20 protein-coding genes are annotated in these 24,309 nt (G+C 70.6%); 13 read left to right on the top strand and 7 right to left on the bottom strand.

All coding sequences use genetic code 11. The features are described 5' to 3' along the window. The first annotated feature begins 71 nt into the window (after nt 1–71). The 10 genes from AMIS_RS19525 to AMIS_RS19485 all read left to right on the top strand — a co-directional run bounded on the left by AMIS_RS19525 (nt 72) and on the right by AMIS_RS19485 (nt 9,125). Entirely contained in the window at nt 72–1,343 is a 1,272-nt protein-coding gene (locus AMIS_RS19525) for a saccharopine dehydrogenase family protein (RefSeq protein ID WP_014444084.1), read from the top strand. Nucleotides 1,344–1,369: 26 nt separating this feature from the next. Beyond that, nucleotides 1,370–2,014 (top strand): DsbA family oxidoreductase, encoded by a 645-nt coding sequence (locus AMIS_RS19520; protein WP_014444083.1) that lies wholly within the window; start codon nt 1,370–1,372, stop codon nt 2,012–2,014. Further along, nucleotides 2,011–2,169: a hypothetical protein gene (locus AMIS_RS42780; RefSeq protein ID WP_014444082.1), complete on the top strand. Its 159-nt coding sequence runs from the start codon at nt 2,011–2,013 to the stop codon at nt 2,167–2,169. Before AMIS_RS19520 ends, AMIS_RS42780 begins: the two co-directional genes overlap by 4 nt. An 82-nt stretch (nt 2,170–2,251) precedes the next feature. After that, the gene (locus AMIS_RS19515) at nt 2,252–3,436 is read left to right on the top strand and encodes an ROK family protein (protein WP_014444081.1); all 1,185 of its coding nucleotides are present in this window, start codon (nt 2,252–2,254) and stop codon (nt 3,434–3,436) included. 137 nt (nt 3,437–3,573) lie between these two features. Continuing rightward, nucleotides 3,574–4,071, top strand: coding sequence for a flavin reductase family protein (locus AMIS_RS19510; RefSeq protein WP_014444080.1), 498 nt, complete (start codon nt 3,574–3,576; stop codon nt 4,069–4,071). A gap of 12 nt (nt 4,072–4,083) precedes the next feature. Then, on the top strand, nt 4,084–5,151 hold the full coding sequence (locus AMIS_RS19505) for an ABC transporter substrate-binding protein (protein WP_014444079.1): 1,068 nt from the start codon (nt 4,084–4,086) through the stop codon (nt 5,149–5,151). Further along, on the top strand, nt 5,148–5,984 hold the full coding sequence (locus tag AMIS_RS19500) for an ABC transporter permease (protein WP_014444078.1): 837 nt from the start codon (nt 5,148–5,150) through the stop codon (nt 5,982–5,984). The genes AMIS_RS19505 and AMIS_RS19500 overlap by 4 nt, the downstream gene beginning before the upstream one ends. Then, nucleotides 5,960–6,709 carry an ABC transporter ATP-binding protein gene (locus AMIS_RS19495; RefSeq protein WP_041829910.1) on the top strand — a complete coding sequence of 250 codons (750 nt, stop codon included), beginning with the start codon at nt 5,960–5,962 and terminating at the stop codon, nt 6,707–6,709. The genes AMIS_RS19500 and AMIS_RS19495 overlap by 25 nt, the downstream gene beginning before the upstream one ends. Further along, nucleotides 6,706–8,052, top strand: coding sequence for an LLM class flavin-dependent oxidoreductase (locus AMIS_RS19490; protein WP_014444076.1), 1,347 nt, complete (start codon nt 6,706–6,708; stop codon nt 8,050–8,052). The genes AMIS_RS19495 and AMIS_RS19490 overlap by 4 nt, the downstream gene beginning before the upstream one ends. Further along, on the top strand, nt 8,049–9,125 hold the full coding sequence (locus AMIS_RS19485) for an LLM class flavin-dependent oxidoreductase (protein ID WP_014444075.1): 1,077 nt from the start codon (nt 8,049–8,051) through the stop codon (nt 9,123–9,125). The genes AMIS_RS19490 and AMIS_RS19485 overlap by 4 nt, the downstream gene beginning before the upstream one ends. Nucleotides 9,126–9,193: 68 nt before the next feature. On the opposite strand, the gene AMIS_RS19480 is transcribed toward AMIS_RS19485, so the two are convergent. From AMIS_RS19480 to AMIS_RS19465, 4 genes are all read right to left on the bottom strand, one after another. Then, a complete protein-coding gene (locus AMIS_RS19480) occupies nt 9,194–11,194 on the bottom strand; it encodes a sensor histidine kinase (protein ID WP_269447730.1) in 2,001 nt (666 codons plus the stop codon). Nucleotides 11,195–11,425: 231 nt separating this feature from the next. Further along, on the bottom strand, nt 11,426–12,874 hold the full coding sequence (gene pntB, locus AMIS_RS19475) for a Re/Si-specific NAD(P)(+) transhydrogenase subunit beta (RefSeq protein ID WP_014444073.1): 1,449 nt from the start codon (nt 12,872–12,874) through the stop codon (nt 11,426–11,428). 3 nt (nt 12,875–12,877) lie between these two features. After that, nucleotides 12,878–14,404 carry a Re/Si-specific NAD(P)(+) transhydrogenase subunit alpha gene (locus AMIS_RS19470; protein ID WP_014444072.1) on the bottom strand — a complete coding sequence of 509 codons (1,527 nt, stop codon included), beginning with the start codon at nt 14,402–14,404 and terminating at the stop codon, nt 12,878–12,880. 189 nt (nt 14,405–14,593) lie between these two features. Continuing rightward, on the bottom strand, nt 14,594–15,466 hold the full coding sequence (locus AMIS_RS19465; RefSeq protein WP_051042067.1) for an alpha/beta hydrolase: 873 nt from the start codon (nt 15,464–15,466) through the stop codon (nt 14,594–14,596). A 340-nt stretch (nt 15,467–15,806) separates the two neighbouring features. Between AMIS_RS19465 and AMIS_RS19460 the strand changes: the two genes are divergently transcribed. After that, complete coding sequence (locus tag AMIS_RS19460; protein WP_157434936.1) at nt 15,807–16,316, top strand: hypothetical protein; 510 nt, start codon at nt 15,807–15,809, stop codon at nt 16,314–16,316. Nucleotides 16,317–16,985: 669 nt separating this feature from the next. Here AMIS_RS19460 and AMIS_RS19455 read toward each other — a convergent pair. Then, the gene (locus AMIS_RS19455; RefSeq protein WP_231859352.1) at nt 16,986–17,780 is read right to left on the bottom strand and encodes a PrsW family intramembrane metalloprotease; all 795 of its coding nucleotides are present in this window, start codon (nt 17,778–17,780) and stop codon (nt 16,986–16,988) included. 91 nt (nt 17,781–17,871) lie between these two features. On the opposite strand from AMIS_RS19455, the gene AMIS_RS19450 reads away from it, so the two are divergent. After that, a complete protein-coding gene (locus AMIS_RS19450) occupies nt 17,872–18,852 on the top strand; it encodes an enoyl-CoA hydratase/isomerase family protein (RefSeq protein ID WP_014444068.1) in 981 nt (326 codons plus the stop codon). Here AMIS_RS19450 and AMIS_RS19445 read toward each other — a convergent pair. Together AMIS_RS19445 and AMIS_RS19440 are read right to left on the bottom strand one after the other, a co-directional pair. Then, nucleotides 18,803–19,729 (bottom strand): DMT family transporter, encoded by a 927-nt coding sequence (locus AMIS_RS19445; protein WP_083888662.1) that lies wholly within the window; start codon nt 19,727–19,729, stop codon nt 18,803–18,805. The two genes, AMIS_RS19450 and AMIS_RS19445, sit on opposite strands and share 50 nt — an antisense overlap. Continuing rightward, nucleotides 19,707–20,516 carry a hypothetical protein gene (locus AMIS_RS19440; RefSeq protein WP_014444066.1) on the bottom strand — a complete coding sequence of 270 codons (810 nt, stop codon included), beginning with the start codon at nt 20,514–20,516 and terminating at the stop codon, nt 19,707–19,709. The genes AMIS_RS19445 and AMIS_RS19440 overlap by 23 nt, the downstream gene beginning before the upstream one ends. Nucleotides 20,517–20,624: 108 nt before the next feature. On the opposite strand from AMIS_RS19440, the gene AMIS_RS19435 reads away from it, so the two are divergent. Continuing rightward, nucleotides 20,625–24,236: an Ig-like domain-containing protein gene (locus AMIS_RS19435; RefSeq protein WP_014444065.1), complete on the top strand. Its 3,612-nt coding sequence runs from the start codon at nt 20,625–20,627 to the stop codon at nt 24,234–24,236. Nucleotides 24,237–24,309 lie beyond the last annotated feature (73 nt).

Below are 24,309 nucleotides of genomic sequence, written 5' to 3'. Positions count from 1 at the left end.
ACGCAGTTGACCATAGCGATGACAACAACGTTTGATCGAGGGACCGCACGCAAGAGCGAAAGGAAACCTCGATGCGAATCCTGCTGGTGGGCGCCGGCGGCGTCGGTACGGCCATCACCCGGATCGCCGCCCGGCGGCCCTTCTTCGACGAGATGATCGTCGCCGACTACGACCCGGCGCGGGCGCAGGCGGCGGCCGCCGCGACCGGCGACCCACGGTTCCGCGCCGCCCGGGTGGACGCCTCCGATGCCGCCGCCGTCACCGCGCTGCTGACCACTCACCGGATCGACTACCTGCTCAACGCCACCGACCCCCGGTTCGTCATGCCGCTGTTCAGCGCCGCGCAGCAGGCCGGCGCGGGGTATCTCGACATGGCGATGTCACTGTCCCGGCCGCATCCCGAGCGACCCTACGAACAGGTCGGCGTGATGCTCGGCGACGAGCAGTTCGCCCGGGCCGGGCAGTGGGAGCGCTCGGGCCGGCTCGCCCTGGTCGGGATGGGCGTGGAGCCGGGACTGTCCGACGTGTTCGCCCGGTACGCCGCCGACGAGCTCTTCGACACCATCGAGGAGATCGGCATCCGGGACGGGTCCAACCTGACCGTCGACGGCCTGGAGTTCGCGCCGTCGTTCAACATCTGGACCACGATCGAGGAGTGCCTGAACCCGCCGATCGTCTGGGAGCGCGGCCGGGGCTGGTTCACCACGGCGCCGTTCAGCGAGCCCGAGACGTTCGACTTCCCCGAGGGCATCGGCCCGGTCCAGTGCGTGAACGTGGAGCACGAGGAGGTGCTGCTCATCCCGCGCTGGGTGGACGTGCGACGGGTCACCTTCAAGTACGGGCTGGGCGAGGACTTCATCCGTACCCTCAAGACGCTGCATCAGATCGGCCTGGACCGGACCGAAGGGGTGATCGTCCCGGGCCCGCAGGGACCGGTGACGGTGAGCCCGCGGGACGTGGTCGCGGCGAGCCTGCCGGACCCGGCCACGCTGGGCGCGCGGATGCGGGGCAAGACGTGCGCCGGGACCTGGGTGCGCGGTGTCAAGGACGGCCGCGAGCGTGAGGTCTACCTCTACCACGTGGTCGACAACGAGTGGTCGATGGCCGAGTACGACTGCCAGGCCGTCGTCTGGCAGACCGCGATCAACCCGGTCGTGGCCCTGGAGCTGCTCGCGAGCGGCGCGTGGACCGGCGCCGGCGTGCTCGGCCCCGAGGCGCTCCCGCCCCGGCCGTTCCTGGACCTGCTGACCGCGTACGGATCGCCCTGGAGGATGCGCGAGACCGAGCTGAGCGACGTGCCGCCGCCGGCCCGGCCCATGCACACAGCCGACCTGGCAATTTGAAACTTCAACACGGTATAACTGGTGACATGAGCACCCCGATCAAGGTGGATGTCTGGTCCGACATCGCCTGCCCCTTCTGCTACATCGGCAAGCGCAAGTTCGAGGCCGCGGTCCTGGCCTCCGGTGTGCCGGTGGAGGTGGAGTACCACTCCTTCGAGCTCTCCCCCGACACCCCGGAGGAGTACGCCGGCAGCCACGCCGACTACCTCGGCGCGAAGCTCGGCGCCGGCCCGGCCCAGATCCGCCAGATGGAGGCGCAGACCACCGCGCTCGCCGCCACGGTCGGGCTGGAGTTCAAGTACGACGCGGTCCAGCCGACCCGCACCCGCAAGGCCCACGAGCTGCTGCACTACGCCAAGGCGCACGGCCGCCAGGCCGAGGTGAAGGACCGGCTGCTCGCGGCGTACTTCACCGACGGGGTCAACGTCGGCCACGTCGGCGAGCTCGCCGACATCGCCGCGGACCTGGGCTTCGACCGCGACGACGTGGTCCGCTCACTGGAGAGCGGCGAGTACGCGGACGAGGTCGAGTTCGACATCAAGACCGCCGGCGAGTACGGCATCACCGGCGTCCCGTTCTTCGTCTTCGAGAACAAGTACGCGGTGTCGGGGGCGCAGGACCCGTCGACGTTCGCCGGGGTGCTGACCAAGGTGGCGGGTGAGCGGGCGTGAAGTTCATCCAGCTCATCACCGACGAGGGCGCGGCCTGCACGGGCGACTCCTGCATGGCGCCGCCCCCCGCGCTCCAGGATTCCGCGGTCCAGGATTCCTCGCGTCAGGACGAAGAACCGGCCCTCGAGGACGCCACACCCGCCCGCGAGGCGTGACCACCCGCTCGAGTGTTACCGACCGTGAAACGTCCGGTTACCGCGCGCGGCGCCGGACGGGAGCGGGAGTTAGCCTCCGAGAATGATCCACCCGCCCGCGCGCACCACCCGGCGCGGTGATCTGCCGGTTCCCGGCCGGCGCCGGCCGCCGGACTCGGCGGGGGCGGTGCTGCGCGCGATCCTCGACCACGGCCCGATCGCGCGCAGTTCGGTGGCCCGGGCGACGCGTCTCTCCGCGGCCTCGGTCAGCGGCGTTACCGCTTCGCTCCTGGAACGCGGGCTGATCCGGGAGGCGCGGGAGGCGGCCGGTCCGCCGGGGATCGGCCGGCCGCACGTGCCGCTCGACATCGAGGCAGGCCGGGTCGCGGTCCTCGGTGTGCACATCGCGGTGCCGCGGACCACCGTGGCGCTGCTCGACCTGCGCGGGCAGGTGCTCGCGCAGCGCCAGGACCTGCACGGTGCCCGTGACCCGCAGAGCGTCCTCACCGCGCTGGCCGAGCGGGTCGCGGCGTTGCGGCGCCGGCACGCGAGGCGGCGGATCCTCGCCCTGGGTCTCGCGACCGGCGGCTGGGTGGACGCGGTCAGCGGTACGGTCGTCGAGCACCCCCCTCTCGGCTGGCGTGACGTGCCCGCGGCCGCACGGCTGGCCGCCGCGACCGGGCTCCCGGTGTTCGCCGACACCAACTCCCGCGCCCTGCTCCGCGCCGAGCAGCTGTTCGGCGCGTCCACCGAGCAGGCCCGCCGCAGCGCCGTGCTGCTCTTCGTCGGCAACGTGGTCGACGTGGCGTTCTCCACCGGCGGCGTGATCCACCAGGGGCCCCGGTCGGCGGCCGGCGCGATCGCACATCTTCCGGTCGAGGGATGCTGCGAGACCTGCTCGTGCGGGCGGACCGGCTGCCTGCAGGCCGCGGTCTCCGAGCGGGTGCTGGTGCGCCGGGCCGTCGCCGCCGGGCTGATCGAGCGGCCGGACATCCACGGGATCGTGGACGCCGCGCGCGCCGGCAGTCCCGGCGCCGCCGTGCTGCTGCAGGAGCGGGCCCGCCTGGTCGGGCGGGCCGCGGCGCTGCTGCACGACCTGTTCGACCCGGAGGTGCTGGTGGTCGCCGAGGGCGGCGCGAACCGGCTGCCGGAGTGCCTGGCGACCGTGCGGGCGCAGCTGTCCCCGGACGTGGCGGCCACCGTGCGCGCCTCCAGTTTCCCGGACCGCGTGCTGGCGACCGCCGGCGGTGCGGTGGCGCTCGACCAGCTCTACGCCGCGCCGCTGTAACCAGCCGTTACTTAATTCAACACGGCGCATGCTTGCCTCTTAATCCTAGCGGTTTAGTATGGATTTGGGCCGGCGACAAGGTGGTTGACCTGCCCATACCCCCTGCCCTCCTCCACGAGCAGAACGGAGGACCATCGATGACTATTGCAACCTCCCGGCCCGCCCCGGTCGACGCCACGCTGTTCCGTCAGGTGTTCCGGCGGCACGCCGCCGGTGTGGCCGTCGTGACCACCGACGCCGGGCGTGGCGCCGCCGGGGTCACCGTCACGTCGCTCACCTCGCTCTCCGCCGAGCCGGCGCTGCTGTCGTTCAGCCTCACCGCTACCTCGTCGGTGTGGCCGCACATCCGCGACGCCGGCAGCGCCGTCGTGCACCTGCTCGACGCCCGGCACACCGCGCTGGCCCGGACGTTCGCCACCAGCGGCGCCGACCGGTTCGCCGCGCCGACCCGCTGGCGGCGGCTGCCCACCGGCGAGCCGCTGCTCGACGACGCGGCCGCTTGGCTGCGGATCGCCATCGAGCACCGCCACCCGGCCGGGCAGTCGCACCTGGTCATCGGCCGGGTCGAGGAGGCCGGTCTGGGTGACGGGCGCAGCCCGCTGGTCTACCACGACGGCAGCTACCACGCCCTGTAGAGGAAGGACGTCATGCTCACACCACCCCGGAAACCGTTCGTCGCGGTGCTGGCCGCCGCCCTGCTCGCCGTCACCGCCGCCTGCGCGAAGGACCAGGCAGGCGCGAACCTGGAGCTGACCGCCGCCCTGCCGGACAGCGTGCCCAGCGGCACCGAGTTGCGCGTCGGCGACCCGACCATCCAGGCGATCGTGCAGGCCAGCGGCCTGGACAAGGAGCTCGCCGACGCGGGCGTGACAGTCTCGTGGGCCAACATCAGCGGAGGGCCGAAGAGCATCCAGGCGTTCCGGGCCGACAAGCTCGACTGCAGCGCCGTCGCCGACATCCCGTCGCTGTTCGCGGCGTGGACCGGCACTTCCACGAAGATCGTCTTCCAGTCGGTCACGGTCGACCCGCTGGAGTTCCCGATCTACAAGCTCGGCGTCGCCCCCGGAGTCAGCGTCTCCTCGATCGCCGACCTGCGCGGCAAGAAGATCGCCTACAGCGCCGGGCAGGCACAGGGCGCCCTGGTCCTGCGGGTGCTGCAGAAGGCCGGCCTCACCCGGAAGGACGTCCAGCTCATCGAGCTGACCAGCACCGGCGACTCGTACGTGACCGCGCTCGGCGGCAAGGCCGTGGACGTGGCCCCGATCGCCGCCCACCAGGTGAAGGTCTTTCAGGCGAAGCACCCGGGGGCGACCACCGTCGGCGCCGGTATCCGCGACGACGCGTCCACGCTCTACTGCCTCACCAGCTCGGTGGAGGACGCGGACAAGGCGGCGGCGCTCAAGGCGTACGTGGCGGTCCGCACCAAGGCACTGCTCTGGCAGAACGAGCACCGCGACGAGTACGCCAAGGTCTACTACCAGGCCGTCGAAGGTCTCACCGCGAGCGACGCGAAGGACGTGGTCGCCACGCTGGGCACCAAGGCCGTCCCGGCGACCTGGGACAACGCGATCCAGCGGCTGCAGGAGACCGCCGACCTGCTCGCCGCCGAGCAGGGCCACGACAGGCTGGACGTGAGCACCCTGGTCGACCGCCGCTTCGAGAAGGTGCAGGCGGCGACCGCCGGCGCCCGGGTGGTCAGCGGTGATGCCGCGTGACCGCCACGATCGTGGAGACCCCGGTGGACGTGTCGACCGTGGACGCTCGGGTCGTACGCCGGAGGCTCGGTCCAGGCCGGAGAATCCCGTTCGCCTTCTGGATCGGCCCGGCGCTCATCCTGGCGATCTGGTCGGCCGGCTCGGCGACCGGTCTCATCCCGCCGGCGATCCTCACCGCGCCGTGGGACGTGGTGATCGCGTTCGAGGACCAGTGGGTGAACCACGACCTGCTCGGCAACATCCTGGCCTCGCTGGAACGGGCCGTCCTGGGCCTGGCCCTCGGCGTGGTCACCGGCGCCGCCCTCGCGGTGATCTCCGGCCTGTCCCGGATCGGTGAATCCCTGGTCGACGGGCCGATCCAGATCAAGCGGTCGGTGCCGACGCTCGCGCTGATCCCGCTCTTCATCGCCTGGTTCGGCATCGGTGAAGAAATGAAGGTCCTGACCATCGCGCTGATCACGCTGGTGCCGATCTACGTGCACACGCACAACGGCCTGCGCAGCATCGACGGCAAGTACGCCGAGCTCGCCGAGACGATCGGCATCGGGCGCGGCGCGTTCGTCCGGCACATCGTGCTGCCCGGCGCGCTGCCCGGCTTCCTGCTCGGCATGCGGTTCGCGGTCACCTCCTCGATGCTCGGCCTGGTCGTCGTCGAGCAGTACAACGCGGTGGCCGGCGTCGGTCACATGATCACCCTCGCGGAGCAGTACGGGCAGACCGACGTCATCGTGGTCGGCCTCGTCATCTACGGCGTCTTCGGCTACTGCGCCGACGCCGCCGTCCGCCTGACCGGAAGGAAGGTGCTGGCATGGCGTCGCACGCTGGAGGACTGACCGTCCCGGTGCAGTCGACGGCCGCGGTCCGGGTCCGCAACCTGCACCGCAGTTTCAGCCGGAACGGCGGTGTCCTCAACGGGCTCGACCTGGACATCGCGCCCGGGGAGTTCGTCGCGCTGATCGGCCGCTCCGGCACCGGCAAGAGCACCCTGTTGCGGGCGCTCGCGGGCCTGGACCGGGGTGTCAGCGGACACGGGCAGATCTCCGTACCGGAAAGTGTGTCGGTTGTCTTCCAGGACTCCCGGTTGCTGCCGTGGAAGCGGGTGCTCGACAACGTCACGTTCGGGCTGCGCGCCGGTGACGCCGGCGAGCGCGGACGGCAGGCGCTCGCCGAGGTCGGCCTGGCCGGGCGGGAGAACGCCTGGCCCTACCAGCTCTCCGGCGGGGAGCAGCAGCGCGCCGCCCTGGCCCGCTCGCTGGTCCGCGAGCCGCAGCTGCTGCTCGCCGACGAGCCGTTCGGGGCGCTGGACGCGCTGACCCGGATCCGGATGCACGCGCTGCTGCGCAAGCTCTGCGAGACGCACCGGCCGGCCGTGCTGCTGGTCACCCACGACGTCGACGAGGCGATCGTGCTGGCCGACCGGGTGATCCTGCTCGACGCCGGGGTGGTGCGCACCGACGTCCGCGTCGAGCTGAACCGCCGCTCGCGATCCGACGCCGGATTCGCCGAGCTGCGGACGTTCCTGCTGGACGAACTCGGTGTGGCTGAGGAGGCCCGATGACCCGCAAACTGCATCTGAACCTGTTCTTGCACGACACCGGACATCACGAGGCGTCGTGGCGGCTGCCGGAGAGCGACCCGTACGCGAATCTGTCCTTGGAGGCGCATCAGCGCCTCTCCCGGATCGCGGAGGACGCGAAGTTCGATTCGGTCTTCCTCGCCGACAGCCCGGTGCTCTGGTCCGACCCGGGCCGCCGGCCGTCCGGCAAGCTGGAGCCGACGCTGCTGCTCGCCGCCCTGATCGCGAGCACCAGCCGGATCGGGCTGATCGCCACCGCGTCGACCTCCTACAACGAGCCCTACAACCTGGCCCGCCGGTTCGCCTCGCTCGACCATCTCAGCGGCGGCCGGGCCGGCTGGAACATCGTCACCACCGCCGGCGCGGACGCGGCCCGCAACTTCGGTCTCGACGACCAGCCGCTGCACGCCGACCGGTACCAGCGCGCCGACGAGTTCCTGGACGTGTCGACCAAGCTCTGGGACAGCTGGGCCGACGACGCCGTGCTGGCCGACAAGCGGGCCGGGGTGCACGCCGCCGCCGACCGGGTGCGGTCCATCGAGCACCGGGGGCGCTACTTCCGGGTGGACGGCCCGCTCAACCTGCCGCGCTCCCCGCAGGCGTGGCCGCTGCTGGTGCAGGCCGGCTCGTCGGAGGACGGCAAGGAGTTCGCCGCGAAGTGGGCCGAAGCGGTCTTCACCGCCCAGCCCACGCTCGCCGAGAGCCAGGCGTTCTACGCCGACCTGAAGAAACGCGCCGCCGCCGCCGGGCGCGACCCGGACCACGTGGTGATCCTGCCCGGCATCGTGCCGATCATCGGTGACACCGCCGCCGAGGCGCAGGAACTCGACGCCGAACTGGACCGGCTGATCGCCCCGCGCTACGCCGTCGCCACCCTCGCCCACCTGCTGCGCGTCCCGGCCGAGTCGCTCGACTTGGACAAGCCCCTGCCTGAGGACCTGCCGCCGGAGGAGGAGATCGAGGGCGCGAAGAGCCGCCGCACGCTCATCGTCGATTGGGCACGGCGCGAAAACCTGACGGTGCGCGAGCTGATCGGAAGGCTCGGCGGAGGTCGTGGGCACCGCACCTTCACGGGTACGCCCGTCCAGGTCGCCGACACGATCCAGGAGTACTTCGAGAACGGCGCGGCCGACGGCTTCAACATCATGCCGGCGGTGCTGCCGTCCGGGGTGGAGGCGTTCGCGACAAAGGTCGTGCCGATCCTGCAGGAGCGCGGCCTGTTCCGCACCGACTACGAGGGCACCACCCTGCGCGAGCACTACGGATTGCCGCGCCCCGCGTCCCGCCTCCACGCGGGAGCAGTCCGCGATCGGGGCTACAGGTGACATTCCTCTGGTACATCCCGAACACCGTCCAGCCCGGGCACCGCGGCGACGACGCCGTCGACGGGTACGGCACGCTCGACCACTCGACCGAACTGGCGCTGACCGCCGAACAGCACGGCTGGGAGGGCGCGCTCATCGGCACCGGGTGGGGACGGCCCGACACATTCACGGTGGCCACCGCGATCGCGGCGCGGACCACGACGTTCCGGCCGCTGGCGGCGATCCGGCCCGGCTATTGGCAGCCGGCCCATTTCGCCAGCGCGGCGGCCACGCTTGATCACCTCAGCGGGGGCAGGCTGCTCATCAACATTGTCAGCGGGAAGGACAATCTCGCCGCTTACGGTGACGTCGAAGGAGATCAAGCACAGCGGTACGGGCGTACGAAGGAGTTCATGCGTCTGGTCCGGCGGCTGTGGACAGAGGAGAACGTGACGTTCGCGGGTTCGCACTTCCGCGTCGAGGGGTCGACGGCGGCGCCCCGGGTTGAGGGAACCGGGCCGCGGCTGTATTTCGGTGGGGCGTCGGCGGCCGCGGAGAAGGTCGCTGCCACCGAGGCTGACGTGCAACTGTTCTGGGGTGAGCCGCTGGAGGGGATCGCGGAGAGGATCGATCGGCTGCGGAAGCTGACGAATGATCTGGATCGGGATCTGCCGGGGCTGGAGTTCGGTCTGCGGATCACGACGGTGGTGCGGGAGACGAGCGCGGAAGCGTGGCGCGACGCGGAGGCTCGTGTTGACGCCATGGCTGATCAGGTTGAGGCCCGGCATGACCGGCAGTTCGATCAACATGGACCGGCGATAGGGCAGCAACGATTGCTTGATCTGGCTGCACGCGGGGACGTGCTCGACAGTTGCCTGTACACGGCGCCGGGCCGGTACGGCGGCGGTGGCGCCGGGACGACATGGCTGGTCGGGTCGGCGGACGAGGTCAGTGCGGCGTTGGTGAAGTATGCCGAGCTGGGGATCAGTCATTTCGTCCTGTCCGACACGCCGTACCAACGTGAGACGGCACGGGTCGGCGACGCGTTGATCAGCCGGCTGAGGGACGCATTGACTCAAGTGCAGTCACCTTGACGCGGGCGCTGAGTTGACGTGAGTCATCACGTCGACTCATCCGTCCGGTCATGACGGTCATGTGGTCGTCAGCCTCGCGGCGGCGTGCCGGTGCTCGCCAGTGAACGCGCCGGTAGACGTACCGTGAATGTGGTCTCGTCGTCGTCGGGACCGCTGACGGACAGGGTGCCGCCGTGTTGTTCGACGATCGCGCGAGCCACCGTCAATCCGAGGCCGTTGCCCGGAATGCCGTTGTGCCGGGCCGACTCGCCGCGGAAGAACGGATCGAACAGATCGGCCTGCTCGTGCGCCTTGATTCGTTCTCCGGTGTTCGAGACCGACAGCTCGACGACGCGGTCGCCGGGTCGCAGGCCGATCCGGATCGTGGAGTCTTCGGCCGCCCAGGTCGCCGCGTTCGCGAGCAGTTCGTCGGCCACCTCGCTGAGCCGTTCCGGGTCGCCGTCGACGATCATCGAGGCCGGGCCGTCGAACTGGACGCCGGGTCGTCGCGCGGCGGCGGCGCGCACGATCTCGGCAAGGTCCACCGACGTCGTCCTCAGGTCGATGCGACCCGAGCGCATGCCCGCCACGTCCAGCAGCCGCATCACGATGCCGTGCAGTCCGGCGGTGTTGCGCCGCATCACCTCCAGGGCGCTGCGATGCTCCTCGTCGAGGTCCGGCTCGCCGAGCATCAAGTCGGTGTACGACTGGATGCTCGTCAACGGTGTCCGCAACTCGTGGCCCACCAGGGCGATGTACTCGTCACGGGTCCGATCCAGCTCGGCGGCGAGCCGTTCGGCGCGGCGCCGCTCCAGGAACTCGCCGAGCCGGGCGCCGATGCCGGTGATCACCGCGGTGCGCAGTCCTTCCGGGACCTCCTCGGTGTCGCTGTAACACACGAGCACCCCGAGCGGGTTCGGTCCGGCCGGAATCGGGATCGCCAGGGCCGCCCGCAACGGCTCCCCCAGACCCGTCGTCCACACCGGTTCGGCGGCCTCCCAGGCCTGCCCCGGCAGTCCTTCGCCCGACGCGAGCGTCACCGGCCCGGACAGCAGCCTGCTCCCGGCAGGCGAATCAGGCGCGCCCGTTTTCGGCGAATCCGACGGCACGGGTCGGGATTCCGCGGGCGGGTCCGGCGGTACCGAAGGGCCTGACTCGGGCCAGCGCGCCTCCCGGTGCAGCAAGCGGGTCACGTCGTCCACCGTCCAGAACTCCGTGGCCGACCAGCCTGCCGCGGTGCCGACCGTCCGCATCACCTCGGCGAGACGGTTGCCCTCCGGGTGGCCGATCAGGTCCGCCACCTCCAGCTCACCCGCCTGCAGCCGGGCCACGCGGCGACGTACCGTCACGTCGTCGAGCGCCACCACGACGGCGAGGCCGGGCAGGCCGGTCAGCGGGCAGGCGTGCATCCGGAAGATCCGCCTGGCCTGACCCGGCGGGCGCAGGATCACCTCGGAGTCGCGTACCGGAATGCCGCGCATGGCCTGGCGCAGCGGCTCGTCGGCGTTCTCCAGGTGCAGCAGCCGCGGCCACTGGTCGGCGGGACGGCCGTCGAGCCGGTCGCCGGCGAGTTCGCGCGCCGCCTGGTTGTAGATCGTCGGCCGGCCCGCGGCGTCGCAGCCGATCACGACGGTGTCGAGGCTGTCGGCCACCGCCTGGAGGACCACGTTGCGCTCCTGCAGGCGGTGCCGGGCGAAGACCTCGGCCTCCATCTTCGCGTGCAGCTCAGGCTGCTGCGATTGAACGTACGCCGTGACGTCCTCCACCCGGTGCAGGATCAGCTCGACCTCACCGTCGGGGTCGAGAACCGGCGCGTTGACCGGCGCCCAATAGCGGATCTCGAAGCCGCTCGGCTTCTCGATGTCGTACTTCTGGATCGCCATCACGTCGGAGACCCGGAGGCGGAGCACCCGGTGAAGTGAGGCGCGGAGGTTGTCCACGCCGTCGGCTTCCCGGTCGTCGGGGTTGTCCGGGAACGCGTCGAAGACGTTCCGTCCGATCAACTCGTCACGGTGACGCAGCACGCCCGCGAGATAGGCGTCGTTGACCTCCACGATCGTCAGCTCGGGGTCGAGGACGAGGAGCGGGATCGGGGCGGCGCAGAACAGCAGCCGGTAGTCGATCAGGACCTCCCGCTTCCATCGCTATAAAACGCCCCCTAATGCTATAGGCCGTCATGTTCGCGAGGGTGAACCTCGCAAATCCGACGCGACACTGACGCCCCGCTGGTCCGGCCGATCCACACCCCGGCGTCCACGAGTGGAGCCGCTCGCACCCCCGCCACGGTCGCGGGCTCCACTCGTACCCCGAAATGCCCGGACTCAGCGGGCCGCCGCGGCCGGAGCCGAGGCGGTGACCGCACGGAGGATGTCGTCGACCCGCTCCTTGGCGTCGCCGAAGAGCATCGCGCAGTTCTCCCGGAAGAAGAGCGGGTTCTGGACCCCGGCGTAACCGGACGCCATCGAGCGCTTGAAGACGATCACCTGGTCGGCCTCCCAGACCGTGAGGACGGGCATGCCGGCGATCGGGCTGGACGGGTCGTCCGTGGCGGCCGGGTTGACGGTGTCGTTCGCGCCGATGACCAGGACGACCGAGGTGCCCACGAAGTCGTCGTTGATCTCGTCCATCTCGAGGACGATGTCGTAGGGGACGCGGGCCTCGGCGAGCAGCACGTTCATGTGGCCGGGCAGGCGGCCGGCCACCGGGTGGATGCCGAAGCGGACGGTGACGCCACGTTCGCGCAGGACGCGGGTCAGCTCGGCGACGCCGTGCTGCGCCTGGGCGACCGCCATGCCGTACCCGGGTGTGATGATGACCGAGTCGGCGCTGGTGAGCAGGTCCGCGACGCCGTCGGCGTTGATCTCGCGGTGTTCGCCGTAGTCCTTGTCACCGGCCGGGCCGGCCTCGATGCCGAAACCGCCGGCGATCACCGACAGGAACGAGCGGTTCATCGCCTTGCACATGATGTACGACAGGTAGGCGCCGGACGAGCCGACGAGTGCACCCGTGACGATCAGCAGATCGTTCTCCAGCAGGAAGCCTGCCGCCGCGGCGGCCCAGCCGGAGTAGCTGTTGAGCATCGACACGACGACGGGCATGTCGCCGCCGCCGATTGACGCGACGAGATGCCAGCCGAGCAGCAATGCCAGGGTTGTGACGACGATCAGGATCCATGTTGACGGGTTGACAACAAACCATGCAGTCAACACGACGAACATGATGACTGAAGCAATGTTGATGGCATTCTTGCCGGGCAGCATCAATGGACTTGACTTGATTCGTGCTGACAACTTGAGGAACGCGACGATCGAGCCGGTGAATGTGACAGCGCCGATGAACACACCGATCACGACTTCGGCGCTGTGGATGCCGAGCATCTCCTCACCGCGCAGCAAGGCCGCCTCCGCGCCGTCGAGATCCGCCTCGACGTGCAGGAATCCGTTCCAGCCGACCAGCACGGCGGCCAGGCCGACGAAACTGTGCAACAACGCGATCAACTCAGGCATGCCGGTCATCTCGACTTGGCGGGCTCGGTACAGACCGACAGCGGCGCCGATCAACGTTGCGACGATCAACAGGATCAACCCGGTGCTGCTGATCTCCGACGTGATCGCCAACGCGATCGTCGCGATCAACGCGACCGCCATGCCGGCGATGCCGAACGTGTTGCCGGCCTTCGCCGTCTCATGTCTGGACAGTCCCGCCAGCGCGAGAATGAACAGCAGCGCGGCAACGATGTAGGCCGCCTGCGCGGACGTCTCCACGGTCATCGGTCAGCTCCTCGAGAACATGGCGAGCATGCGGCGGGTCACCGCGAAGCCACCGAAGATGTTGATGCTGGCCAGCAGGGTCGCCACGAAGGCGAGCGCGGTCACGACCGCGTCGCCGTGGCCGATCTGGAGCAGAGCGCCGACCACGATGATCCCGGAGATCGCGTTGGTGACCGACATGAGCGGGGTGTGCAGCGCGTGGTGCACATGACCGATCACGTAGTAGCCGATCACGATGGCCAGCGCGAAGACGGTCAGATGACCCCGCAACGCGGCCGGCGCCAGCGCCGTGATCAGGAACAGCGCGACGGCGGCGACGCCGACGAGCGGAAGCGGGTTCCGCGACGACGGCGCGACCGGCGCAGCGACCGACGGCGACGCCACGGCGACCGCCGACGGGGCTGGCGCGGCCGACACGGACACCGCCGGAGGCGGCCACGTCAGCTCACCGTCTCGGACCACGGTCATCGACCGCTGCACCACGTCCTCGAAGTCGACGACCAGTCGGCCGTCCTTCTCCGGTGTCATCAGCTTCATCAGGTTGACGAGGTTCGTGCCGTACAGCTGTGAGGCCTGTGCCGGCAGCCGGCCCGGCAGATCGGTGTACCCGATGATCGTCACGCCGCCGGCGGTCACCACCACCTCCCCGGCGACCGTGCCCTCGACGTTGCCGCCGTTCGCGGCGGCCATGTCCACGATCACGCTGCCCGGTTTCATGCTCGCCACCATCGCGGCGGTGATCAGCCGCGGCGCGGGCTTACCCGGGATCAGCGCGGTGGTGATGATGATGTCGACCTCGGCGGCCTGCGCGGCGTACAGCCGGGCGGCCCGCTCGTTGTAGTCGTCGGACATCTCCTTGGCGTACCCGGTGGACGACACCTCGACGTCGGCGGCCTCGACCGAGAGGTATTCGCCACCCAGCGAGCGCACCTGGTCGGCGACCTCGGGCCGGGGGTCGGTGGCGCGGACGATCGCCCCGAGGCTGCCGGCCGCGCCGATCGCGGCGAGCCCGGCGACGCCGGCGCCGGCCACCAGGACCTTGGCCGGCGCGACCTTGCCGGCGGCGGTGACCTGGCCGGTGAAGAAGCGCCCGAACGCGTGCGCGGCCTCGACCACCGCGCGGTATCCGGCGATGTTGGCCATCGACGACAGCACGTCGAGCGACTGGGCCCGGGAGATCCGCGGGACCGCGTCCATGGAGAGCGCGGTGATCGGCCGGCGGCTGAGATCGCCGACCAGCTCGCGGTCGAGACGCGGGTTCAGCATGCCGATCAGCGTCGCGCCGGGCGTCAGCTTGTCCAGCTGCTCGGCGGGGGGCGGGTTGATCGTGAACACGATGTCGGCGGCGAACGGGTCGCCGATCGCGGCGCCCGCGTCGGCGTACGCCTCGTCCGAAAAGGATGAGCCGGCACCCGCGCCGGACTGCACCACTACGTCATAGCCGAGTTTGACCAGCTGCGCCACGGTGACAGGTGTGGCCGCGACCCTCCGCTCACCCGGCTGGGGGTCACGCGGTACACCGATGATCATCATTGACTCCCGGTTTGAAGTTGACCAAGACAACGTGAGGCGTGGGTCGTCGGTTCAACGCTTGTTACTCGCCAGTAGGGAGGCTAGGCGGTACAGCGTGAAAAACCCAGAGCCCGGCGCACTTAATGTCACCGAGGGATCGCTCACAGGCAAGGACAAACTTCAGAGGTACGGGGTCAACTTCGCTCTTCAGCCGAGCGCGTAGTGCAGGTACCGTCCGGCGTGGCCGGTTGCCTCCCGGACGGCCGCGGTGTCGCCGAGGGCGTCCACCATCACGAAATCGTGGATGACCCCGGCGTACCGCTCGACGATCACCGGCACACCCGCGGCACGCAGGTCCGCCGCGTACCCCTCGCCCTGTTCCCGCAGCACATCGGCCTCGGCCACGACGATCAGCGTGGGCGGCATCCCGGTGAACCGCTCGTCGGCCGGGTGCGTCACCACCGGCTCGGCGACCTGCGCCCGCGCCCCGGTGGACCACATCCCGGACTGCCGCATGATCCAGTGCTCGGTGGCCCGCCGGTGGTACGACACCGCGTCGAAGGCGGACGCGCCGGCGTAACTGCTGCTGATCATCGGGTAGAGCAGCACCTGCCCGGTGATGGCCGGACCGGACCGCTCCTTGGCCGCCACGGCGACGGCGACCGCGATCGCCGCGCCCGCCGAGTCACCGGCCACCGCGATCCGCCCGGCGTCCACACCGAGCTGCTCCGCCTGCGCGGCCAGCCATTCCAGAGCGGCGTAACACTCCTGCACCGCCGCCGGGAAGCGGTTCTCCGCCGAGTGGTGGTAGTCCACGAACGCCACCGCCGCCCGCGCCTGCAATGCCAGCTCACGGGTCATCCGGTCGTACGTGAAATCCTCACCGAGAATCCAGCCGGCGCCGTGGGTGAAGAGCACCACCGGCAGCACGCCGTCCTCCCCCGCCGGACGCACCAGCCGGACCCGCACCCGACCCGCGATCTCGAAATCCTGGATCGCGACGTCCGGCGTGCGTGCCGCCCGGATGCCGACGTCCTCCGCGTTGCCCCAGTGGCGCCGAAGCGCTGTCGCGTCTGTCATACCCCGAGATCCTTGCGGCGGCGGCGTACGCATGCATCCGTCAAACGACTGCTGGCCGGACCGGGGCGCTCGCGATCAGTCGGTTGACGGACGGCCGGCCGGTCACCGCGACCGGTTCTGATAACCATGACCGACGAACAGCTGCGCGGGCAAGGATCTCCCGCACGTCCGGCGCCGGGCTGCGGGCTTGGGGACGCCCGGCGGGCCGGGGACGCCCGGCGGGCCGGGGACGCCCGGCGGGCCGGGGACGCCCGGCGGGCCGGGGACGCCCGGCGGGCCGGGGACGCCCGGTGGCGGCCTGAGAGCGGGCGCTCAGGAACGTCGGCTACCGTGCGTGCTCGTGATGCGTTCCCGGATCCTGCCCGTCGTCCTGCTCGGCGCCTGCCTGGCCACCCTGGCCGCGTGCGGTGACGACGACTCCCCCTCGGCGGCCTCCTCCGCGCCCGCTGCCCCGGCCGCCGCCGGCTCCTCGACGGGTGCCGGCTCAGCAGCGGGTGCCGGCTCCTCGGCCGCTGTTGTCGCGCCCGATGACAAGGCACTGTGCAAGACGCTGAACACGGCGGCGACCGCGCTGCGCAACGGCATCACGAACGCCCAGCAGGACGGCGGTGGCGTCCGGGCCGCCGACGCGAAGAAGACGTTCATCGCGTTCCACACGACGGTGACCGAGGCGCTCGCGTTCGCCCCGGCCAGCGACGTCACCACCGCCGCCAAGGCGATCGCCGACGAGCTGGACGCCGCCGCGAAATCCGCCGACCCGATCGGCAGCGCGGCCGACTCCGACTTCGACAAACTCGGCAACGACCTGACCACGGCGTGCAAGGCCGCCGGCGTCACGGTGATGTTCTGACGAGTCGGCTCCGGGCCGCCCGGCGCGGGACGAGGGCACACGCACAACCGCACCGACAGGACGAGGGCACACAAGACCGCGCCAGCAGAGGCGAGGGCGCACGGAAACCGTTCGTGTGCCGGCATCGCTGCCCTGGCAGGGATGCGGGCACACGCAACCGTTGTGTGCGTCCTGAGCCCGCCGATCGTAGAACGCCAGCGGCCCAGCCGTAGCCCAGCCCGGTGATCAAGGGCTCGATTCCCTGCGCTGGCTACGGCTCGCCTGACGCCGGCGGACAGACCGTTCCGGGAGCACTGACCAGGCGGCACTGACGACCGGCCGGACCAGCTGGCTCCCAGTGCTGCTGAAACGGTCTGTGGGCAACAATCTGAGCCAGCTCGTCCCGGCCGGCTGGCTCAGAGTGCTCTCGCATGCCTGTCGCGTCAGCGCTGAGAGCCGGCCGGCCCCGAACGCTCCAAGATCCAGGGAGCGGAACCGGGATGTGGGCGGGACGCGGCACGACGGCCGACCGGGACGAGAGCCGACCGGGACGTGGGCAGGACACGGGCGAGAGCCGGACGGGACCAGAACCGGCCGCGACGTGGGCGGCCGGGACGAGGGCGGCCGGGACGAGAGCGGACGGGACGAGAGCGGACGGGACGAGAGCCGGACGGGGCGTGGGCGACCACTCTATGCCGCCGGCTCGGCGGGCAGCGGGTGGAAAGCGCGGTACCCGCGCAGCCGCAGCACCAGCCAGCCGAGGCTCAGGACCGCGAGGATCGCGTACGCCCAGACGGTCCCGAAGGTGTCCCACGCGGTGTGCAGGGCCACCGCCCCGGCGAACGTCAGCAGGAAGACGACCGCGTTGCGCACGCCCGGGGCGCTCGCCAGCATCCAGAGCGCGCCGCAGGTCAGGCCGGTCCACGCGGTGTGCCCGGCCGGGGCGGTCAGGCCGCGGATCAGCAGTGTCTCCTCGAGGGCGCCGACGTTGCCGCCGGAGGAGACGAGCGCGGTGAACGCGTACCCCATGGTCTCGAGCGCGGCGAAACCCATGCCGCTCGCGACGCCGATGACCAGGCCGTCCGACGGCAGCCGGCGCTTGTGCCGGATGAGGATGGTGACCAGCACGAGCAGCGGGACGACCAGTTTCGCGGTCTCCTCGATCAGCGCGACGAAGAGCATCGGCAGGGTGCCGAGGTCGCGCAGCGCGTCGAACTCGAGGGTGCCGGCGACGACCAGGCCGACCACGCCGCCGAAGAACGCGGTGACCAGCAGGACCGTGGCCGGCACCTGCCACTGGCCGGTGCGGGCCTGGGCGAACGTGAGGAACGCGGCCGGCACGGTGCACGCGCCGAGCAGGATCACGGCGGGCACGAGGTTGGGGTTCTGGGTGTGCACCAGGGTGCGCAGCACCAGGAAGTAGAGGGCCAGGCCGATGGCCAGCACAGCCACCCACCCGAGGCGCCGGAGTCGCTCACGCATCATGCGACTCATGGTCCACCGCGGCGCACGGTTCGTCATCGGTAAATCTACTGCCGCGCTGCCCCCGGGGCCGGGAACGCGGCAAGATCACGGGATGAGCGAACCATCGGTGATCGTCAGACAACAAAAGCAACTCGGCCGTCTCACGCTCAACCGGCCGGCGGCCATCAACGCGCTCACCGCGGAGATGGTGACGATCGTCGCCCGTACCCTCGATGGGTGGGTCTCTGATGATCGGATCCGGACCGTGGTGATCGACGGCGCGGGCGAGCGCGGGCTCTGCGCCGGCGGCGACATCCGGGCGATCCACGCCGATGCGGTCTCCGGCGGGACGGCGTCGCTGGACTTCTGGGCGCGGGAGTACCGGCTCAACGCGACGATCGCGGCGTACCCGAAACCGATCGTCGCCTGCATGGACGGTGTCGTGATGGGTGGCGGGATCGGGATCTCCGGGCACGCCTCGGTGCGCGTGGTGACCGAGCGTTCCCGGCTGGCGATGCCCGAGGTCGGCATCGGCTTCCACCCGGATGTGGGCGGATCGTGGCTGCTCAGCCGTGCGCCGGGCGAGATCGGCACCCACCTGGCGCTGACCGGTTCGGCGGTCGGCGCGGGCGACGGGATCGCGGCCGGGCTGGCCGACCACTACGTGCCGTCGGGCCGGCTGCCGGAGCTGCTTGAGCACGGTGACGTCACGCGGGTGGCCGAGGCGCCGCCGCCGGCCGACCTGGACCGCGCCTGGATCGACGAGTGTTACGCCGGTGACGACGTCGCGGTGATCCTGGACCGGCTCGCGAGCCATCCGCACCCGGCCGCGCAGGCCGCCGCCAAGGAGATCGCCACCAAATCTCCGACGTCCCTGGTCCTGACGCTGCGATCGCTGCGGGAGGCGGCGGGGCTGCCGGATCTGCGGGCGGCGCTGGACGCGGAGTTGCGGCTGAGCGCGTTCATGCTGCGGCTGCCGGACCTGGCCGAGGGGATCCGCGCGCAGATCATCGACAAGGACCGGCGGCCGCGCTGGCAGCCGGCTACCGTCGCGGAGGCCGCAGCAGCCCTTGGGACACCGCCACACCGATGAGGACGATCAGCGCGCCGACCGGCTGATTCCAGTGCAGATGCTCGCCGAGGACCAGCACGCCGACCACTGTCGCGACCACCGGCATCAGGTAGGTCACCGAGGTCGACGTGCTGACCCCGGCCATCCGGACGACCCGGAAGTTCAGCACGAACGCGATCCCGGTGCCGAGCGAGCCGAGCGCCAGCACGCAGAGCAGCACCTGACCGGAGAGATCCGCCGGGTTAGGCGGCGCGCCGGCCAGCAGCGGCGCGACCAGGGTGAGCTGGGCGAGAGCGGCGATCAGCTGCGCGGCGGCCATCGAGACGCCGCTGCCGGCCCGGCCGGCGATGAACTTCTTCTGGTACGGGATGGCAACCGCGTAACACATGGCGGCGCCGAAGCACATGAGCTGCCCGGTGAACTGCGCGCCGCCGAGACCCCGCCACACGCCGAGCACCACGAGCACCCCGGCGAACCCGACACCGATGCCGGCCGCCTTGCGGGCGCTCATCCGCTCGGTGCGGAACAGCAGCACCGCCAGCGGCAGCGCGACCAGTGGCGTGGCCGCGTTCCAGATCCCGGCGAGCACCGAGGAGACCCGCTGCTCGCCGTACCCGAACAGGGTGAACGGCAGGACCACGCCGAGCAGCGCGACCACCATGAGGTGCCCCCAGAGGCGGAGGTCGCGCGGCAGCCGGTCCCGGGTCACGGCCAGGACGACGAGCAGGATCAGCACCCCGGCGGCGACCCGGCCGAAGGTGAGCCACAGCGGATGAAGCTCCCGGACACCGACCTTGATGAACAGGAAACTGGTGCCCCAGATAGCGGCGAGCGCCAGGTAGCTCGGCAGCCATCGGCGCAGTTCCACGCGGCTGTCAGGACCGGTCAGTGTTGTCACCCCTGACACTCTGCCGAACGACGGTCAGCAGGGCTGCGCCGGCCCCGGCCGCGGTGATCGTGGGCAGCAGCAGGATCGTGATGTCGTACGGCTCGGTCCGCAGCTGCCGCATTCGGGTGTCGTCGATGAGGACCTCGACCCGGCTGCCGACCGGATAGTCCGCGGCGTCCAGCACCTCCATGTAGAACGAGTCGCCGTTCACCAGGTCCACCCCGATCACGGCGTCCTCCCGGTGTTCCCGGACCACGGCGGGGACGGCGCTGGCGGACGCCTCCTGCGCGGTGACCCGCGCCTGATGCCACAGGGTCCACCCGGCCCCGGCGAGACCGGCGACGAGCAGCAGCGTGCCGAGCACCGGCCGGGCCGGCGCTCGCGGCGGAGCGGGGGGCACGAGAGCCGGCCGCACGTCCTCGTCGAGGGAGGCGACGAAGGCGACGAGATCCGGCGACGGCGAGTACGGCGGGAACCGCAGCCGCGCCACCGCGACGGTGACGGCGAGCAGCGCGAGCGGAAGCGTCACCCGCCAGCCCATCCCCACGTCGTCGACGCGGTCCGCGATCGGCCACATCACCACGCAGGCCACGGCGGCGGCCACCGCCGACCAGCGGTGCAGGAAGGACATCACGGCGACGGCGGCGACCAGGCTCACCGCGATCGATGTGACGGGTTCCGCGTCGCAGGCGTCCGCCACTGAGCAGGGTGGATCCGGCGTCGTGAAGATGATCAGCGCGAAGATGGTGACGGCGACGCCGACGACGAAGAAGTCGGCACGGGGGTGGGGGCGCACGCCATGATCATGCCTGCTTGGAATCTGATCAGAAACAGCTGGGAAACACCTGGTGTTTAGCGTCCCCGCCTAGTTGATCATTCAACTCCTGTTTCCAGGGAGCGTTGTATGAAAATAGGCGGATCACTCCTCTCCGTAGTCCTCACGCTCGCGATCCCGGTCGGCGTCTCCGCCCCGGCGAGCGCGACACCCCCGACGACAGCGGCGGCGGCACAGGCGCTTCCCGACCCGACCGCCCGTGGCCCGTACGGTCACCGGGTCATCCAGGAGGCCAAGTTCGGCCTCGCCACGATCCAGGAACCGAACTCGGACGGCACCGCGCCCACGGCGGGCACCGCCCAGGCCGCCGAGCAGGTGGAGATCCGTGGCCAGCTCTACACACCGGACTACGCGAAGCGCACGAAGCCGTCGCCGCTGATCGTCCTGGTGCACGGCAACCACGGCTCCTGCGACTCCGGCCAGAACTCGGCGGCGCTCACGTGCGCCGAGTTCAAGCACAACGAGAGCGGGTACGCCTACCTCGCCGAGAACCTCGCGACCTGGGGATACACCACCTTCTCCCTCTCCCAGGACCAGCTGATGATGCGGCAGGACAACGCCAAGGGCAAAGGCATGCACAACCGCCGCATGCTGCTGGCCGCCACCCTGGACGCGATCACGGCAGCCAACCGGAAGGCCGGTCTGCCGGTCGACGAGCACACCACGATCGGCACCACGCTCGCCGGCCGGCTCGACCTGAGCCGGATCGGCATGATGGGCCACTCGCGCGGCGGTGACGCGGTCACCAACTTCATCGACTACAACCGGATCCGCACCGACGGGCCGCGTTACCCGATCAGCGGCGTCATCTCGCTCGCGCCGACCGACTACGAGCGCAAGGCGCCGTACGGGATGCCGTTCATGACGATCCTGCCGATGTGCGACGGCGACGTGTCCAACCTGATGGGTGCCCGCCAGTTCGAGCGCGGCCAGACGATCAACTCGGACGACCCGTTCCCGAAGATCCAGGTGGAGCACCTCGGCGCCATCCACAACTGGTACAACACCGTCTGGTACGCCGACGGCGGCGCGGACGGCCAGGCGAACAACGACGCGGCGTGCGGCAACTCGGCGCCGTTCGCGACGAACAACGTGCACCCGAACAACCTGCGCCTGTCCGGGGCGGCCAGCTCCACCGACGAGGCGCGGAACTACCGGATCGGCAACACCGACCCGCTGAACCCCGAGGTCAACACGAAGATCTCCGGGGACCCGGAGCGGATGGGCGACCAGGAGAAGCTCGGTCTCGCCACGATGGCCGCGTTCTTCCGGCGCTACATCGGCGGTGAGGGCGCGTTCGAGGCGTACATGACCGGGGAACTCGCCAACCGGCCGGGCAACCTGCAGGTGCCGGCGTCGGCCTGCCCGACCAGCGAGTCCGGCGCCCGGATCCCGTGCGGCGAGCGGGTCAACACCAGCTACTACGCGGGCGCCGGCGCCCGGGTGGACGTGATCACCCTGCAGCCGGAGAACCCGCTCACCATGAACGCGCTCGGTGGCTCGCTCTCCGGGGACGGCTTCGCTGACCCGTACCGTCAAGCAAGCGGAACCACCCCGAAGCCGCCGGCGACACCGCAGGGTTTCGACTGGTGCAACCCGGAACCGCAGGACTTCGCGCCGGGACAGCTCGGCAAGACCGGGCTGCCGGCGGCCGCGAAGCAGTGCCCGCTGCCCGCCCCGGCCGCGCTCGGCGGCCAGAACGGGACCCGGGAGAACGCGCCGATCAACCACTCCTACGGGCCGCAGCTCACCCTCGCCTGGGAGCCGGCGAGCGCCGCGACGCTGACCGCGGAGATCCCGGCCGCCTCCCGCGACATGTCCGGCCTGGAGGCGCTCGCGCTGAGCGCCGCGGTGAACTTCTTCGACACCCGCAATCCGGGTGCCGACAACCGTGGCGACAACACCCGTGACACGACCGTTGATGGCACGCCGGCCTCGCCGGCCTGGCCCAACGAGAAGCCGACGTCCTACGACCCCGCCTCGACCAGCCAGAACTTCGTGATCGCGCTGACCGACACGGACGGCAACGAGGCCACGGTCCAGGCCGGCGACCCGCGCTGGGGCAACGCCCTGCACATGTCGACCGGCACCAACACCCCGAACACGCACATCGTGCTCGACCAGATCCGGGTGCCGCTGACCGAGTTCGCGAGGCAGGGTGTCGACGTCCGCTCGCTGTCCTCGCTGGAGTTCCGCTTCGGTGGCGCGGGCATGCCGGCGTCCGGCGCGATCCAGATGGCGGACGTGCGGTTCCAGGAGTCCGCGTCCGGCAAGCAGATCCAGTCGGACGGCACGTTCAAGGCCGACGGCGCCGGCTACGGACGGTTCGACCACAGCGTCAAGGCGTCGACAGCCGCGGCGACCGGCAACGTCTGGACCGTCGACGACGACCTCCAGCAGTGCCCGAACGCGCAGTTCTCCTCGATCCAGAAGGCGGTCGAGGCGGCCGCGCCGTGGGACACGATCCTGGTCTGCGACGGCGTTTACCAGGAACAATCCACGCCGCTCAACCACAACGCGAATCCGGTGCAGACCGGCGCGAAGAACGGCCTCACCATCACCAAACCCCTGACCATCAAGGGTACGGGGGCGGACAGGGTCACCATCGAGCCGGTGCAGTCGCTCGGTACCCTCGAAGGCACCGCGCCCTACCTGCGCGACGGCGGCGGCAACGTGATCACGGTGTCCCGCCAGTCGCTCGGCTCCACCGACACCAACGAGATGTTCGTCGACATCTCCGGTGTCACCGTCACGTCGGGTGACGTCTGGGCCGAGGCGGGCATCGCGTACTTCGGTGCGGCCGGGCGGGTCGCCGACAGCGTCGTGGGCCCGCTGAAGACCGCGTCCACCGGCTCCGAGCTGGCCGCGCATCCGCACGGCTGGGGCATCATCAAAACCGGCAACATTCAGGGTACGGGCATCGGAACCGTGGAGAGCGAACTGTCGGTGACCGGCAGCGTGGTGACCGGATACCAGTCCGGCGGCATCCTCTTCGACGGCGCCCGTGGCCGGGACGGCGCCCCGGAGAACCTGGTCCGCAGCGGGATCCGCTACCACGGTCACGTCGACGACACCGTGGTGACCGGGACCGGCTCGTCTACCGGGGTGAAGTTCACCAGCGGGGTGGACGGCCACGTCCGCTCCAGCCGGATCACCGGCGGCGCGACGGGTCTGCTGCTCGCCGACGCCGGCCCGGTCACCGCGTCCGGCAACGTGTTCACCGGGAGCGGCCAGGCGGTCGCGAACGACTCCCCCGCCACCCCGATCACGGTGTCGAAGAGCTGGTTCGGCAAGGGCAAGCCGGTCGTCTCCGGCGGCGGCTCGGTGATCGTCAGCAAGCCGCTGTCGTCAGCGCCGAAGTCGGTGCCCACCTCGGTGCGCCGGGTGACCGACCACAAGCCGTCCGCCGAGGTGGCCTCGCCGAGCCGGACCAGCACGACCAGCCCCGGCCGGAGCGTGGACGTCGTGATCCGGGCGTCCGACGACTTCGGCGTCACGTCGGTGACCCTGGTCGTCGACGGCAAGAAGGTGGCGACCAGCGCCACGTCGCCGTACCGGTTCTCGTGGACGCCGACGGCGAAGCAAGCCGGCAAGAAGGTGTCGATCGAGGCGCGGGTGGTCGACTCGTCAGGGCACGTCACGGTCACCGACGACGTGAAGGTGTCGGTCAAGAAGAGGTAGCACGGGACAAGGCCCTTCCGCTCGGGCGGGAGGGCCTTGATCGTTCCAGACTCTGATCGGGCTCTGCGGGCGC

Origin of the sequence: Actinoplanes missouriensis 431 (genome assembly GCF_000284295.1) — a bacterium.
GTDB classification, from domain to species: domain Bacteria; phylum Actinomycetota; class Actinomycetes; order Mycobacteriales; family Micromonosporaceae; genus Actinoplanes; species Actinoplanes missouriensis.
This window is presented reverse-complemented; position numbering and strand designations above follow the sequence as displayed.